At 70.9% G+C, this 15,281-nt stretch carries 10 protein-coding genes; 4 read left to right on the forward strand and 6 right to left on the reverse strand.

Going from position 1 to position 15,281, the window contains the following annotated elements; translation table 11 throughout:
- Positions 1-3: 3 nt before the first annotated feature.
- Entirely contained in the window at positions 4-780 is a 777-nt protein-coding gene (locus ACIQM3_RS22320) for a S1 family peptidase (RefSeq protein ID WP_401626895.1), read from the reverse strand.
- 256 nt (positions 781-1,036) lie between these two features.
- On the opposite strand from ACIQM3_RS22320, the gene ACIQM3_RS22325 reads away from it, so the two are divergent.
- Together ACIQM3_RS22325 and ACIQM3_RS22330 are read left to right on the forward strand one after the other, a co-directional pair.
- Complete coding sequence (locus ACIQM3_RS22325) at positions 1,037-1,948, forward strand: hypothetical protein (protein WP_401626897.1); 912 nt, start codon at positions 1,037-1,039, stop codon at positions 1,946-1,948.
- Positions 1,949-1,986: 38 nt separating this feature from the next.
- Positions 1,987-3,090, forward strand: a complete 1,104-nt coding sequence (locus ACIQM3_RS22330; protein ID WP_401626898.1) for an ankyrin repeat domain-containing protein — start codon at positions 1,987-1,989, stop codon at positions 3,088-3,090.
- 73 nt (positions 3,091-3,163) lie between these two features.
- Here the strand turns inward: ACIQM3_RS22330 and ACIQM3_RS22335 are convergent, their stop codons facing one another.
- The 3 genes from ACIQM3_RS22335 to ACIQM3_RS22345 form a co-directional block, all read right to left on the reverse strand.
- On the reverse strand, positions 3,164-4,807 hold the full coding sequence (locus ACIQM3_RS22335; protein ID WP_401626900.1) for a DEAD/DEAH box helicase: 1,644 nt from the start codon (positions 4,805-4,807) through the stop codon (positions 3,164-3,166).
- Positions 4,808-5,004: 197 nt separating this feature from the next.
- A complete protein-coding gene (locus ACIQM3_RS22340) occupies positions 5,005-5,208 on the reverse strand; it encodes a cold-shock protein (protein ID WP_015607926.1) in 204 nt (67 codons plus the stop codon).
- Positions 5,209-5,707: 499 nt separating this feature from the next.
- Positions 5,708-6,250 carry a pyridoxamine 5'-phosphate oxidase family protein gene (locus ACIQM3_RS22345; RefSeq protein WP_401626902.1) on the reverse strand — a complete coding sequence of 181 codons (543 nt, stop codon included), beginning with the start codon at positions 6,248-6,250 and terminating at the stop codon, positions 5,708-5,710.
- A gap of 179 nt (positions 6,251-6,429) precedes the next feature.
- Between ACIQM3_RS22345 and ACIQM3_RS22350 the strand changes: the two genes are divergently transcribed.
- Together ACIQM3_RS22350 and ACIQM3_RS22355 are read left to right on the forward strand one after the other, a co-directional pair.
- Complete coding sequence (locus tag ACIQM3_RS22350) at positions 6,430-7,344, forward strand: rhomboid family intramembrane serine protease (RefSeq protein WP_401626903.1); 915 nt, start codon at positions 6,430-6,432, stop codon at positions 7,342-7,344.
- A 65-nt stretch (positions 7,345-7,409) separates the two neighbouring features.
- Entirely contained in the window at positions 7,410-8,669 is a 1,260-nt protein-coding gene (locus tag ACIQM3_RS22355; protein WP_401626905.1) for an SLC13 family permease, read from the forward strand.
- A 111-nt stretch (positions 8,670-8,780) separates the two neighbouring features.
- Here ACIQM3_RS22355 and ACIQM3_RS22360 read toward each other — a convergent pair whose 3' ends face one another.
- Entirely contained in the window at positions 8,781-10,241 is a 1,461-nt protein-coding gene (locus ACIQM3_RS22360) for a glutamate synthase subunit beta (protein WP_401626907.1), read from the reverse strand.
- Positions 10,234-14,793: a glutamate synthase large subunit gene (gltB, locus tag ACIQM3_RS22365; protein ID WP_401626909.1), complete on the reverse strand. Its 4,560-nt coding sequence runs from the start codon at positions 14,791-14,793 to the stop codon at positions 10,234-10,236. Before gltB ends, ACIQM3_RS22360 begins: the two co-directional genes overlap by 8 nt.
- Between the last annotated feature and the right edge of the window lie 488 nt (positions 14,794-15,281).

Raw genomic sequence — 15,281 nt, forward strand, 5'->3', positions numbered from 1 at the left:
GTGTCAGAGGGTGGCGGCGGCCGCGGCGATGGCGGAGGCGAAGGTCGACACCTGGGTGTAGACGCCGGGGTAGCCGGCCCGTGCGCAGCCCTCGCCCCAGCTGACGATGCCGACCTGGGTCCAGGCTCCGGCGTTGTCCTTGCGGAACATGGGGCCGCCGGAGTCGCCCTGGCAGGTGTCGACGCCGCCGGTGCTGACGTATCCGGCGCAGATCTCCTCGCTGGGGACGAGGTCGCTGCCGTAGGCCTGCCGGCAGGTGGTGTCGGAGACGTAGGGGACGGTGGCCTTGAGGAGGTAGCGCTGCTGGCCGCCGCCCTCGGTTGCGGCGCCCCAGCCGGCGATGGTGAAGGTGCCGGTGTCGTAGGCGGTGGTGGTGGCGATCTTCAGGGTGGGCTGGTTGATGGGCTGGGCGAGTTTGATCAGTGCCCAGTCCTTGCCGACGCCGTTGTAGCCGGGTGCCTGGAGGACCTTGGTGGAGCGGACCTTGACCGCGGAGGACGACTGGAGGTCGACGGCTCCCGCGGTGGCGGTGATGGAGGTGTTGTTGCCGGATCCGTCGACGCAGTGTGCGGCGGTGAGCACGACGGTCTGGCTGTAGAGGGCGCCGCCGCAGCCCATGGAGAGCCGGACCATGAAGGGGAATTCGCCCTGGGCGGCGCGGGTTCCGCCGACGACGGGTGCGGGGGCGGCGGAGGCGTTCGACGGCTGGAGGCTGATGGTGGCGAGGGCTACCGCGGCTATGACGGAGCATCTCTTGAGGGCGCGCAGGAGCTGTTTCACGGGTGTGCCTGCTTTCGTGTGGGGGGTGACGGGGAGGGGTGCTGGGTGCAGGCGTGCGGGCGTGCGTGTCCTGGTCAGGGGCACGGAACCAGCAATTCTCGGCATGCCCGCGACAAGAACGATCCGATTATCGGGAAGCGATCACCGCTGTCACAAGGTGGAGTTTCCGGCCAAGATCATCGGTTGTCCCCGGCCGGTTCCCGTCGGATCGGCCTAGAGTGAGGGTCCGTTGAGCGCCATTGATGGGGGTTCGGTCGTGAGCGACGGCAGTAACGGAAGCGGCGGCGGTCCGGTCGTCCACGGGTTCCCGCATCTCGACGCCGTCCGGTCCGCCATCACCGCGCTCTACCGGCGGGTCTCCCCCGACGGTGTGCGCGCCTACGCCACGAGCCTCGCCCCGGCCGACGCCGCCTTCTCCGATGTGGACGATCTGCATCTGGGCGCCCAGCGGGTGGCCGGTGCCCTGGTGCAGCATCTGCGTCTGCCACAGGCCCGTATCGTCGTCGGCTTCCGGCGGATGGAGCACGCCGCGAGCGTCGAACTCACCGCCGGCCCGGAGTACTTCATCGAGCTCAACGACCGTTTCCGAACGCACCGCAGGGACATCGGGGCGGCCCTGGCGCACGAGATCACGCATGTGCTGCTGCACCGGCTGGGGCTGGAGCTCCCCGGCACCCGCGACAACGAGATCCTCACGGACACGGTGACGGCCTATCTCGGCGCGGGGTGGCTCCTGCTGGACGCCTTCCGTCAGGACGCGGTCTCCAGTCAGAAACTCGGCTATCTCACGCCTGAGGAGTTCGGGTACGTACTCGCCAAGCGCGCGCTGGTCTTCGACGAGGACCCGTCGGTGTGGTTCACCAGCCCTCAGGCGTACACGGCGTACACCAAGGGGCGGGCCGAGGCCCTGCGCGACCTGCAGCGTCCTCCGCTGACGGCCGCGGGGTGGGCGGGCAGGCGCCGTTACGCCAAGGACCGCCGCCACGCCGGGGACCACCCGGGAGCCGCCCCCGACCCGTCCGTCCCGTACGCCTTCGAGGGCGGCGCGGACGGGCTGCGGGTCTCGTTCGCCTGCCCCACCTGCCACCAGCGGGTCCGGGTCCCGGTCAGGGGCCGGACGCGGGCCCGGTGCGGCCTGTGCCGCACGGTCCTGGAGTGCGACACCTGAGAAACCGTCCCGGTCCGGGCGCGTCGTAGGGTCGGTGTATGACGAATGGTCCGGTTGGGGGTGCCAGCAGCCTCTTCGAGGCGTTGTACACCGATGAGGACGCCGTCGTACGGGCGCTCCGTGCGTGCGCGTCCGCCGAGTCGAGCGACGAGGAGGGGACGACCGCGCTCTATCTGGCGTCCGTGCAGGACCTGCCCGGCGCGGTCCGGCTGCTCCTGGCGGCGGGCGCGGACCCGAACAGGGCCAGCGGCCCGGAGGCCGGCGATCTGCCGCTCTGCGGGGCGGCGTGCGGCGGGCACGCGGAGGTCGTCGGAGCGCTCCTGTCTGCCGGGGCCGAGCCGGATCTGAGCGAGGAGTTCGGCTTCACGGCGCTGCGCTGGGCGGCGGGCCTGGGTCACGCCCGGGTCGCGGAGACGCTCCTGGCCCATGGCGCCGACCCGGACCTGCCCGGCCCGCAGGGTGAGACGCCGCTGGTGGTGGCGGCCCGGCGGGGGTCGGTGCACACCGTAAGGGCCCTGCTCCGGCACGGCGCCCGCGACCTGTCCCCCGCTCTGGAGGAGGCCAGGCGCATGCTCACGCTGGACGTGGAGCGGGAGTTGCGTGACGCGCTGCGGCGTATGTACGGGGACGAGGGCCACGAGAGCGCGGTGCGCCGCGCACCGGTGGACGGCGGGGCGACCGTCACGGTCGAACTGCTGCGGGGCGGGGAGCTGTTCGCGTCCCAGGACCTGCAGACGGGGCACGGGGCGATCGCGACGCTCCTGGAGAGCGAACTGGGCCTGCGGGCCCCGTTCGAGGAGCTGGCCGCCCGGGCGCTGCGGGAGGGTGACCCCGGGCTGGACAACTGGCTGATGGCCGTGGGGGTGCTGTGCCGGCGCGGCGACGAGGAGACGTTCCAGGCGGCGGCAGCGTGGACGGCGAGCGAGGATCCGCTGCGGCAGGCGTTCGGTGTGGAGGTGATGGCGCGGCTCGGATTCCGTGGCGGCGACAGGCCGTTCGCCGACCGGGCGGTGCCGCTGCTGCGGGAGCTGGCCAGGACGGCGGCCCCGGCGCCGGCCGAGGCGGCCGTGCGGGCGCTCGACGAGTACGAGGGCGGGCCCGGAACCGCGCGCGACCAGTACGAGGGCGGGCCCGGGGTCTGAGGCCCGGGCACCACTGCGGTGAGGCCGGGCGACGGGTGCGGTGACCGGCAGGACCGGTCACCGCACCCTGTGGTTACGCCGCCCTGCGGCCACGGCCGGGAGCGCTGCCGCGCCCGGTGGAGCCGGCCCGGCCGGCACCGGCACCGCGCGCGGATCCGCCCGCGCCGCCCGCACCACCACGGGCCGCACCGCCGGCGGAGCCGCCACGCGCGCCGCCGGCGCCGCCCTGTGCGGCGCCGGAGCCCGCGCCCGTTCCGCCGCGCCGGCCGCGTCCGCGGCTGCCCGAGCGGAACGATCCGCCGGCTGCCGAACCGGTGCCGCGCGTACGGGGCTTGGGCTGGGTCGGCTGCGGCACCTCGATGACGATCGCGACGCCGGACGGCTCACGGGCACCCGTGATCCGGCTGAGCTCGTCGTCGCCGGACTTGATCCGGGTGGTGCGCGGCGCGATGCCCGCGTCCTGCATCAGCCGGGTCATCTCGCGCTTCTCCTCAGGCAGCACGAGCGTGACGACGCTGCCGGACTCCCCGGCGCGCGCGGTGCGCCCGCCACGGTGGAGGTAGTCCTTGTGGTCGGTCGGCGGGTCCACGTTGACGACCAGGTCGAGGTCGTCGATGTGGATGCCACGGGCCGCCACGTTCGTCGCGACGAGCGCGGTGACCTGCCCGTTCTTGAACTGGTCCAGCGTCCTGTTGCGCTGCGGCTGGGACCGGCCGCCGTGCAGGGCCGCGGCCCGCACGCCGCTGGCGAGGAGCCGCTTGGCGAAGCGGTCGGCGGCACGCTTGGTGTCGACGAACATGATCACGCGGCCCTCACGGGCTGCGATCTTCGTGGCGACGGCCTTCTTGTCCGTCTCGTCCAGCACGTGGAGCACGTGGTGCTCCATCGTGGTGACCGCGCCGGCGGACGGGTCCACGGAGTGCACGACCGGGTCGGTGAGGAACATCTTGACCAGCCGGTCGATGTTCTTGTCGAGGGTCGCGGAGAACAGCATCCGCTGGCCGTCCGGCTCGACCTGCTTGAGCAGCGCGACGACCTGCGGCATGAAGCCCATGTCGGCCATCTGGTCGGCCTCGTCGAGGACCGTGATCGCGACCTGGTCGAGCCGGCAGTCGCCGCGCTCGATGAGGTCCTTGAGCCGGCCCGGAGTGGCGACGAGTACCTCTGCACCGCGGCGCAGCGCGCCGGACTGCCTGCTGATCGACATGCCGCCGACGACGGTGGCGACACGCAGGTTGACGGAGGTGGCGTACGGGGTCAGCGCGTCGGTGACCTGCTGGGCGAGCTCGCGGGTGGGGACGAGGACGAGTGCCAGCGGTGCGTGCGGCTCGGAGCGGCGTCCGGCGGTGCGGGCGAGGAGTGCCAGGCCGAAGGCCAGGGTCTTGCCCGAGCCGGTGCGGCCGCGGCCGAGGATGTCCCGGCCGGCCAGCGAGTTCGGCAGGGTGGCGCCCTGGATGGGGAAGGGGTCGGTCACGCCCTGTGCGGCGAGGGTCTTCAGCAGCGCGGCGGGCATGTCCAGGTCGGCGAAGGCGTCGACGGCGGGCAGCGCGGGGGTCAGGGTCTCCGGCAGGGCGAACTCGCCGCCCTGGGCGGGCGCGGTCCTGCGGCGGGCCGGTGCCTTGCCGGATCCACGGGTGTTCGCCTGCGGCCGGTCCGTGCCGCGGCCCCTTATCGGGCGGTTGCGGGCGGGTCGGTCCTGGCGTTCGGAGCGGGTCATACGGAATTGCCCTCCTGGGGGATTCCTGGGGTTACTGCCGACTGCTGTGGACTGCTTGATGTGCGCCCCAGGATGCAAGCACAGAGCAGGTGTCCCGGTTGCGGAACCGAACCGGGAAAGGATGAGTCGGAAACAGCACAAACCGGGGCCCGCACCTTCACGGTGCGGGCCCCGGTTGCGAGGTACGCGTCCGGCAATTAGGCCGGGACGATGTTCTCCGCCTGCGGGCCCTTCTGGCCCTGCGTGACGTCGAAGGAGACCTTCTGGCCCTCCTGGAGCTCACGGAAGCCCTGGGTGGCGATGTTCGAGTAGTGGGCGAAGACGTCGGCGCCGCCGCCGTCCTGCTCGATGAAGCCGAAGCCCTTTTCCGAGTTGAACCACTTCACGGTTCCAGTAGCCATGTCATTCTCCTAAAAGAGGTGCAGTGCCGGAAATCCGCACTTTACGAATTCCAAGTCGCCGCATTGAGCCCCATCCGGAGAAAGCCGGAAAACAATAAAGCGCCTGAGGAGGGTTCCCGTCAGGCGCACATAAAGTTCATGGGTACCAAAACTGCAACTCGGCAACCGTAGCACGTTCTGTCGGCGGGCGGCAGATCCCTCCGCCCCCGACGCGCCGGAAGATCTGCTGACCAGCAGGGTGGCGGGGACCGTTCATGACCGGTTCCGGAATCGTTCCCGGTTGCTTCCTGCCCCGTTCCCCCAAGGGCGGGGCGCCCTCCGGCGGGCATCGGAAGGCGCCGTTCGGCCGGCGGTCCGTGAGGTGCCCGGCGCTCCCGGCCGGGAGTGGGGGTTTCACCCGGATGCCGTAGCGGCGCGCTTCGGGCCCGCGCGTCGCCCGGCAGCCGGATCCGTGGCCGGGGGTTACGCCGAACGGGTAGCCGCCCCGTGGTGAGCCGCGTCAGCCCTCTCGTACCGGACTGTCGTCGTTGCCCCTGCGCAGGGTGCGCAGGGGGTGGCCGGGGCGCCAGACCTGTACGACGATGTCGTCGCCGTCGATCGCGGTGCGGACCACCTCGGTGGGTTCGGCGCGGAAGAGGAGGAAGGGCTCGGGCGGGGCCGCCTCCTCGACGAAACTTGCCAGCACGGCGGCGTCGGTGATCTCCACGGCCCGCCCGGAGATACGGACGTCACCGTCGGCCATCTCCGCGTCGGGCCCCGGATTGGCATGGACGGCGAAGCGCGGGTCCCGCCGCAGGTCCAGTGCCTTGCGGGAGCCGGGCATCATGCCCAGCCACAGGGCGTCCATGCGGAAATCCACCTCCAGGCCGGTGACCCGGGGGGAGCCGTCCACGCGCAGGGTCGCCAGGACGTGGTGCTTGTACAGCTGGAACCGGTTCCGCACGGTGTCGGCGAAGGCCGGTTCCGCCGTGCGGAAGTCCTGCCACGAAGCGGGTGTCACGTTCGGTGTCATGGGTTCCATCGAACCCCGTAACGCGGACATCCTCTGTCGTGTTTTTTCGCGTGTCACCGGATCGGACGCCGCCCGGCCCGGCTGCACCGCCGGGGGGGGCACCGGGTGCGGGTCCCCCGGCCCCAGGTGTGCCCCCACTCACCCGCGTTCGCTATCTTGAGCGCCGCCGCCCCCCTGCGGCCCTCCGTCCACGAATGAAGGAGCCGGCCATGACGGCCGCCGCCACCACGTGTTATCGCCACCCGTCGAACGAGACGTACGTGCGCTGCACGCGTTGCGACCGGTACATCTGCCCCGACTGCATGCGTGAGGCGTCCGTGGGGCACCACTGCGTGGAGTGCGTGAAGGAGGGGCAGCGTTCGGTCCGGCAGGCCCGCTCGCCGTTCGGCGGGGCGGTGCCGAGCGCCGCGACGCCGGTCGTGACGTACGTGCTGATGGTGCTGAACATCGCGGCGTACGTCGTCGAGGTCGTGCGGTCCGGGACGGTGGACCGGTTCGGGATGCTCGGGGCGGCGCTGGTCGGGCCGGACGGCGAGCTGTACGTCTACGGGGGCTGGACCGCTCCCGGCTTCGAACTGACAGGGGTGGCGGACGGGGAGTGGTACCGGCTGCTGACGGGCGCCTTCCTGCACCTCCCGCCCGACGCGTCGTTCGGTGTGATGCACCTGGTCTTCAACATGCTCGCGCTGTGGAATCTGGGCCGGGTCGTGGAGGGGCAGCTCGGCCGGGCACGGTATCTGGCGTTGTATCTGCTGTCCGCGGTGGGCGGTTCGGTGCTGGTGTACCTGATCTCGCCGGAGACACCGGCGGTCGGCGCGTCGGGCGCGATCTTCGGCCTGGCGGCGTCCTTCTACGTCATCAGCCGGCGTCTGGGCAGGGACATGCGGGCGGTCAACCGCTTCATGGCGGGGTTCCTGCTCTGGATGGTGATCTCCGCCGTGTTCACCTCGTGGGAGGGCCACCTGGGCGGGCTGCTGACCGGCGGTCTGGTGACCTACGGGCTCGCGTACGCGCCGGCGAAGCTGCGGACGTCCGCGACGCAGCTGGCCGGCGGGGCGGTCCTGGTCGTACTGCTGGCGGCGGTGGTGGCCGTACGCACAGCCGCTCTGACGGGCGCCGGCTGACGGGTACGGGCTGACGCGAACTCGCCGGTCCATGAACTGATTCCACTTTCTGAGACCATCGTCCCATGATGAGAGAGGTGTCCGGGGGGTCCGCGCAGGCAGGGGACGACGGGCCGGCTGAAGGCCCCGGTGGCGGCCTCAGGCGGCTGCACCCGCTCGACTGGCTCGCGGGCGCTCTGCTGGTCCTGGGGCTCCTCGCGGTGGTGACGGGGCTGCTGCCCTCGGAGCCCGCCGCGGAGGAGATGCGGCGTGTCGGTCCGCTGGTGGTGTTCCTGGGCACCGTGATCGTGATGGCCGAACTGACGGGCCGGGCCCAGGTCTTCGATGTGGTGGCGGCCTGGGTGGCCCGGGCGGGGCGGGGACGCTATCCGCTGCTCTTCGGGCTGTGCGTGGCGTTCGCCTCGCTCACCACGATCGCGCTGAATCTGGACACGACGGCGGTGCTGCTCACCCCGGTCATGCTGGCGCTGGCCGCCCGGGTGGGGATCGCGGCGGTGCCCCTTGCGATGACGACGGTGTGGCTGGCCAACACGGCGAGTCTGCTGCTGCCGGTCTCGAACCTGACGAACCTGCTGGCGGCGGACCGGGTGGCGCTCTCGCCGTCCGGCCTCGCCGCGGTGATGTGGCTGCCCCAGCTCGCCTCGATCGCTGTGACGGCGGCCTGCCTGTGGGTCTTCTACTGGCGGCGTGGCCGGCGCGGCGAGGGCCAGGACCGGTACACCCCGCCGGAAGCGCCGGTGGCCGGGGATCCCGTCCTGCTGCGGATCTGCGCGGTGGCCTGTGGGGGTTTCCTGCTGGCGATCCTGGTGGCGGACGTTCCGCTCTGGTCGGTGTCGCTGACGGGCATGGTGGTGGTCGTGGTGGCGTTCGCCGTGCGGCGCAGGCAGGAGCTGCGGCTGTCGCTGGTGCCGTGGCGGCTGCTGGTGCTGGTCCCGGGGATGTTCCTGGTCGTGGAGACGGTCGACGCGCACGGCCTGCACGAGCTGCTGGAGTCGGCGCTGGGCTCCGACAACGGCTTCCTGGGAATGTTGCGGTCGGCGGCGGTGGGGGCGGGGCTGTCGAACGTCCTGAACAACCTGCCGGCCTATCTGGCGGGCGAGGCCGTCGTCCCGGCGGAGAACCACGAGCAGTTGCTGGCCCTGCTGATCGGCGTCAATGTGGGGCCGCTTGTCACCCCGTGGGCGTCCCTGGCGACGCTGCTGTGGTTCGAGCGGTGCCGCCGGCACGGGACGCGGATCGCCATGGGCCGTTTCGTGGGGACCGGTCTGCTGCTGTCGGTGACGGGCACACTGGCCGCCGTGTCCGCGCTGGCGCTGGTCGGCTGAGCCCGGCGGCGTGCGGACGCGCCGCGGCGCCCGCCCTTGTCCGGTCGGGGACGGGGGCGGGCGCCGCGTTCAGTTCCGTACGCCGTTGTACGGGACGTCTGTGTGCCGCGGTCAGACCATCAGGGAACGGTCCGTCGGGCGGATCGGGGCGTGCAGGGCACTGGTCCCGGTCAGGAAGCGGTCCACGCCGCGCGCCGCGGAGCGGCCCTCGGCGATGGCCCAGACGATGAGGGACTGGCCGCGGCCCGCGTCGCCGGCGACGTAGACGCCGTCGACGTTGGTCGCGTAGTCCTCGTCGCGTGCGATGTTGCCGCGCTCGTCGAGGTCGAGGCCGAACTGCTGGACGAGGCCGTTGGCCTGGTCGGTGCCGGTGAAGCCCATGGCCAGGGTGACGAGCTGGGCGGGGATGACGCGCTCGGTGCCGGCCTTCTGCTCCAGCTTGCCGTCCTTGAACTCCACCTCGATGAGGTGGAGGGACTGGACGTTGCCGTCCTCGTCGCCCTCGAAGTGGGTGGTGGAGACGGAGTAGATCCGCTCGCCGCCCTCCTCGTGCGCGGAGGTGACCTTGTAGAGCATCGGGAAGGTGGGCCAGGGCTGGTTGGCGTTACGCTCCTCGCCCGGCTGCGGCATGATCTCCAGCTGGGTGACGGAGGCCGCGCCCTGCCGGTGGGCGGTGCCGACGCAGTCGGCGCCGGTGTCGCCGCCGCCGATGACGACGACGTGCTTGCCCTCGGCACTGATCGGGGAGACCGTGAGGTCGCCCTCCTGCACCTTGTTGGCGAGCGGGAGGTACTCCATCGCGAAGTGCACGCCGTTGAGGTCACGGCCCGGGACGGGCAGGTCGCGGGAGACGGTGGCACCGGCGGCGATGACGACCGCGTCGTAGCGGCGGCGGAGCTTGGCGGCGTCGATGTCCTTGCCGATCTCCACCTCCGTGCGGAACTTGGTGCCTTCCGCGCGCATCTGCTCGATGCGGCGGTTGATGTGCGACTTCTCCATCTTGAACTCGGGGATGCCGTAGCGGAGGAGTCCTCCGATGCGGTCCGCGCGCTCGAAGACGGCGACGGTGTGGCCGGCGCGGGTCAGCTGCTGGGCGGCGGCGAGCCCCGCCGGGCCGGAGCCGATGACCGCGACGGTCTTGCCGGAGAGCCGCTCGGGCGGCTGCGGGGTGACGTCGCCGCTGTCCCACGCCTTGTCGATGATGCTGACTTCGACGTTCTTGATGGTGACGGCCGGCTGGTTGATGCCGAGGACGCACGCCGACTCGCAGGGAGCGGGGCACAGGCGGCCCGTGAACTCCGGGAAGTTGTTCGTGGCGTGCAGGCGCTCGGACGCCGCCGACCAGTCCTCGCGGTAGGCGTAGTCGTTCCACTCGGGGATGAGGTTTCCGAGCGGGCAGCCGTTGTGGCAGAACGGGATGCCGCAGTCCATGCAGCGGCCGGCCTGCTTGCTGATGATCGGGAGCAGCGAGCCCGGAACGTAGACCTCGTTCCAGTCCTTGACACGCTCGCCGACGGGGCGGGTCTCGGCGACCTCGCGTCCGGTGGTCAGGAAGCCCTTGGGGTCAGCCATTGGTCGCCGCCTCCATCATCTTCTCGGTGGTCTCCTGCTCGGAGAGACCGGCGAGCTCAGCGGCGTCCTTGGCGGCGAGCACTGCCTTGTAGGTGGACGGGATGATCTTGCTGAAGCGGGCGACCGCGGAGTCCCAGTCGGCCAGCAGCTTCTCGGCGACCGTGGATCCGGTCTCCTCCTGGTGGCGGCGCACGACGTCGTGCAGCCACTGCCTGTCGGTGTCGTCGAGGAGCTCGACGGCGGCGACGTTGCCGGTGTTGACGTTGTCGAGGTCGAGGTCGATGACGTACGCGATGCCGCCGGACATGCCTGCGGCGAAGTTGCGTCCGGTCTCGCCGAGGACGACGGCGTGGCCGCCGGTCATGTACTCGCAGCCGTGGTCGCCCACGCCTTCCGAGACGACCGTGGCACCGGAGTTACGGACGCAGAAGCGCTCGCCGGTCCGGCCGCGGAGGAAGAGCTCTCCGCCGGTCGCACCGTAGCCGATCGTGTTGCCGGCGATGGTGGAGTACTCGGCGAGGTGGTCGGCGCCGCGGTCCGGGCGGACGATGACGCGGCCGCCGGAGAGGCCCTTGCCGACGTAGTCGTTGGCGTCGCCCTCCAGTCGCAGCGTCACACCGCGCGGTACGAACGCGCCGAAGGACTGGCCGGCGGACCCGGTGAAGGTGATGTCGATGGTGTCGTCGGGCAGGCCCGCACCGCCGAACTTCTTGGTCACCTCGTGGCCGAGCATGGTGCCGACGGTCCGGTTGATGTTGCGGATCGCGATCTGCGCCCGGACGGGCTGGGCGGCCTCGGCGCTGTCGGCGCCCAGGGCGTCGGCGGCGAGCTTGATCAGCTCGTTGTCGAGGGCCTTGGCCAGTCCGTGGTCCTGCTCGGCGATCTGGTGACGCACCGCGCCCTCGGGGAGCTCGGGCACGTAGAAGAGGGGCTCGAGGTCGAGGCCCTGTGCCTTCCAGTGGGTGACGGCCCGCTCGGTGTCGAGGAGTTCGGCGTGGCCGACGGCCTCCTCGATCGTGCGGAAGCCGAGCTCGGCGAGGATCTCGCGGACCTCTTCGGCGATGAACTCGAAGAAGTTGACGATGTACTCGGCCTTGCCGGAGAACCGTTCGCGGAGGACGGGGTTCTGCGTGGCGATGCCGACCGGGCAGGTGTCGAGGTGACAGACGCGCATCATGACGCAGCCGGAGACGACGAGCGGGGCGGTCGCGAAACCGAACTCCTCGGCGCCCAGCAGTGCGGCGATGACGACGTCGCGGCCGGTCTTGAGCTGGCCGTCGGTCTGGACGACGATGCGGTCGCGCAGGCCGTTGAGCAGCAGGGTCTGCTGGGTCTCGGCGAGGCCGAGCTCCCAGGGGCCGCCCGCGTGCTTGAGCGAGGTGAGCGGCGAGGCGCCCGTGCCGCCGTCGTGGCCGGAGATGAGGACGACGTCCGCGTGGGCCTTGGAGACACCCGCGGCGACCGTGCCGACGCCGACCTCGGAGACCAGCTTCACGTGGACGCGGGCCGCCGGGTTGGCGTTCTTGAGGTCGTGGATCAGCTGAGCCAGGTCCTCGATGGAGTAGATGTCGTGGTGCGGCGGGGGCGAGATCAGGCCGACGCCCGGGGTGGAGTGCCGGGTCTTGGCGACCCACGGGTAGACCTTGTGGCCGGGCAGCTGGCCGCCCTCGCCGGGCTTGGCGCCCTGCGCCATCTTGATCTGGATGTCGTCCGCGTTGACCAGGTACTCGCTGGTGACACCGAAGCGGCCGGAGGCGACCTGCTTGATGGACGAGCGGCGGGCCGGGTCGTAGAGACGCTCGGCGTCCTCGCCGCCTTCACCGGTGTTGGACTTGCCGCCCAGCTGGTTCATGGCGACGGCGAGCGTCTCGTGCGCCTCCTGGGAGATGGAGCCGTACGACATGGCGCCGGTGGAGAAGCGCTTGACGATGTCGGCTGCGGACTCGACCTCGTCGATGGAGATCGGCTCGCGGCCGCTCTTGAAGCCGAAGAGTCCGCGGAGCGTCATGAGTCGCTCGGACTGCTCGTTGACCCGGCCGGTGTACTTCTTGAAGATGTCGTACCGGCGGTTGCGGGTGGCGTGCTGGAGGCGGAAGACCGTCTCCGGGTCGAACAGGTGCGGCTCGCCCTCGCGGCGCCACTGGTACTCGCCGCCGATCTCCAGCGCGCGGTGCGACGCGGAGATGCCGGAGGCGGGGTACGCCTTGGTGTGCCGGGCGGCGACCTCCTTGGCGACGACGTCGAGTCCGGCGCCGCCGATCTTGGTGGCGGTGCCGTTGAAGTACTGGGCGACGAAGGCGTCGTCGAGGCCGACGGCCTCGAAGACCTGGGCTCCGCGGTAGGACGCGACGGTCGAGATGCCCATCTTGGACATGACCTTCAGGACGCCCTTGCCGAGGGCGTAGATCAGGTTGCGGATGGCCAGCTCGGGCTCGATGCCCTCGATGAACGTGCCGGCGCGGACGAGGTCCTCGACGGACTCCATCGCGAGGTACGGGTTGACCGCGGCGGCGCCGTAGCCGATGAGCAGCGCGACGTGGTGGACCTCGCGGACGTCGCCGGCCTCGACCAGCAGGCCCACCTGGGTGCGCTGCTTGGTGCGGATGAGGTGGTGGTGGACGGCCGAGGTGAGCAGCAGCGAGGGGATCGGTGCGTGCTCGGCGTCGGAGTGCCGGTCGGACAGGACGATGAGGCGGGCGCCGTCCTCTATGGCGGCGTCGACCTCGGTGGTGATCTGCTCGATCCGTGCGGCGAGTGCCTCGCCGCCGCCGCTGACGCGGTAGAGGCCGGACAGGGTCGCGGCCTTCATTCCCGGCATGTCGCCGTCGGCGTTGATGTGTATGAGCTTGGCCAGCTCGTCGTTGTCGATCACCGGGAAGGGCAGGGTGACGGCACGGCACGCGGCGGGGCTCGGTTCCAGGATGTTCCCCTGGGGGCCGAGCGTGGAGCGCAGCGAGGTGACGAGCTCCTCGCGGATGGCGTCCAGCGGCGGGTTGGTGACCTGGGCGAAGAGCTGGGTGAAGTAGTCGAAGAGCAGCCGGGGGCGCTCGGAGAGCGCGGCGATCGGCGAGTCGGTGCCCATGGAGCCGAGGGGTTCGCCGGCGGTGCGGGCCATCGGGGCGAGGAGGACGCGGAGCTCTTCCTCGGTGTAGCCGAAGGTCTGCTGGCGGCGGGTGACCGAGGCGTGGGTGTGGACGATGTGCTCGCGCTCGGGGAGGTCCTCGAGCTCGATCTCGCCGGTTTCCAGCCACTCCTCGTACGGGTTCTCGGCGGCCAGGGACGCCTTGATCTCGTCGTCCTCGACGATGCGGTGCTCGGCGGTGTCGACGAGGAACATCCTGCCGGGCTGGAGGCGGCCCTTGCGGACGACCTTGGCCGGGTCGATGTCCAGGACGCCGACCTCGGAGGAGAGGACGACGAGGCCGTCGTCGGTGACCCAGTAGCGGCCGGGGCGCAGTCCGTTGCGGTCGAGGACCGCGCCGACCTGGGTGCCGTCGGTGAAGGTGACGCAGGCCGGGCCGTCCCAGGGCTCCATCATCGTGGAGTGGTACTGGTAGAAGGCGCGGCGGGCCGGGTCCATGGAGGCGTGGTTCTCCCATGCCTCGGGGACCATCATCAGCACCGAGTGCGGCAGGGAGCGGCCGCCGAGGTGGAGCAGCTCCAGGACCTCGTCGAAGGAGGCGGAGTCGGAGGCGTCCGGGGTGCAGACGGGGAAGATCCGGTCGAGCTGCGCCTCGCCGAAGAGGCTGGAGGCGAGCTGGGACTCGCGGGCCTTCATCCAGTTGCGGTTGCCCTTGACCGTGTTGATCTCGCCGTTGTGCGCGACGAAGCGGTACGGGTGGGCGAGCGGCCAGCTGGGGAAGGTGTTGGTGGAGAAGCGGGAGTGGACCAGCGCGACCGCGGTGGCGAAGCGGCGGTCGGAGAGGTCCGGGAAGAACGGCTCCAGCTGTCCGGTGGTGAGCATGCCCTTGTAGACGATCGTGCGTGCGGAGAGCGAGGGGAAGTACACCCCGGCCTCACGCTCGGCCCGCTTGCGCAGGACGAATGCCTTGCGGTCCAGGACGATGCCGGTGCTCTCGCCGTCGGCGACGATCAGCTGGCGGAATTCGGGCATCGTGGCGCGGGCGCCCTTGCCGAGGATGTCAGGCGTGACCGGGACCTCGCGCCAGCCGAGGACGTCGAGGCCCTCTTCGGCGGCGATCTTCTCGATCTTCTTGACGGAGTCCGTGGAGTCGTCCGCGGGGAGGAACGCGATGCCGACGGCGTAGGAGCCGGCCTCGGGGAGCTCGAACGCGGCCTCTTCGCGGAGGAAGGCGTCCGGGACCTGAAGGAGAATGCCGGCGCCGTCGCCCGAGTCGGGCTCGGATCCGGTGGCGCCGCGGTGTTCGAGGTTGCGCAGTACGGTCAGCGCCTGCTCGACCAGCTCATGGCTGGCCACACCGGTCAGAGTGGCCACGAACCCGACACCACAGGCGTCGTGCTCGTTACGGGGGTCGTACATCCCCTGCTGGACAGGGCGACCGTCCATGGGCGACCAGGCGTCGGAACGCATTGGCTCTCCCGTCGTCGTCGTGGCATGTGCTGTGCCGAGGGACGACGCTGGCCCTCTGCGAAATTTCGTGCAGGTTACATGATGGAACGCTTCTCAAAAAGCGAACAGCTCGTTCCAGCATGCGGACACCACGGAGACGTGGTGCGGGTGGGTCACGATCGGAAGGATCATTGTGGATCACTGTCCGGGGAGACCGCAGAGAGCAGGCGTCGTTGCCCGCGAGTGTCTACGGCTCTTGCCCGGCGGTCACGGAATCGAAACCGCCGAGTAACGGCTACTTATGTGTAGCGCTGCATAGCGTCTCATTTTACGGTGGGCATACCCGATCCGCCCAGTGACGTGCGTCAAGACGTACGTCACACCGGTGCAACACCGCGGGGTGGGGCGGGATAAAACCAGCGCGCGCGCGGGGTTTGGGGGGGCCCCCCCGGGGGGGGGGCCGGCGCCGCCCCCCCCACTCCCGCGCCGGCCCCCGGGGGGAGAGGCGC

Source organism: Streptomyces sp. NPDC091271 (assembly GCF_044757505.1).
Lineage (GTDB): Bacteria > Actinomycetota > Actinomycetes > Streptomycetales > Streptomycetaceae > Streptomyces.

Excerpts from the sequence above, each read along its gene's own strand:
- ACIQM3_RS22355 (WP_401626905.1), top strand. The coding sequence starts at position 7,410 with ATGATGAGAGAGGTGTCCGGGGGGTCCGCGCAGGCAGGGGACGACGGG.
- ACIQM3_RS22360 (WP_401626907.1), bottom strand. The coding sequence starts at position 10,241 with ATGGCTGACCCCAAGGGCTTCCTGACCACCGGACGCGAGGTCGCCGAG.
- ACIQM3_RS22330 (WP_401626898.1), top strand. The coding sequence starts at position 1,987 with ATGACGAATGGTCCGGTTGGGGGTGCCAGCAGCCTCTTCGAGGCGTTG.
- ACIQM3_RS22345 (WP_401626902.1), bottom strand. The coding sequence starts at position 6,250 with ATGTCCGCGTTACGGGGTTCGATGGAACCCATGACACCGAACGTGACA.
- ACIQM3_RS22350 (WP_401626903.1), top strand. The coding sequence starts at position 6,430 with ATGACGGCCGCCGCCACCACGTGTTATCGCCACCCGTCGAACGAGACG.
- ACIQM3_RS22335 (WP_401626900.1), bottom strand. The coding sequence starts at position 4,807 with ATGACCCGCTCCGAACGCCAGGACCGACCCGCCCGCAACCGCCCGATA.
- ACIQM3_RS22340 (WP_015607926.1), bottom strand. The coding sequence starts at position 5,208 with ATGGCTACTGGAACCGTGAAGTGGTTCAACTCGGAAAAGGGCTTCGGC.
- gltB (WP_401626909.1), bottom strand. The coding sequence starts at position 14,793 with ATGCGTTCCGACGCCTGGTCGCCCATGGACGGTCGCCCTGTCCAGCAG.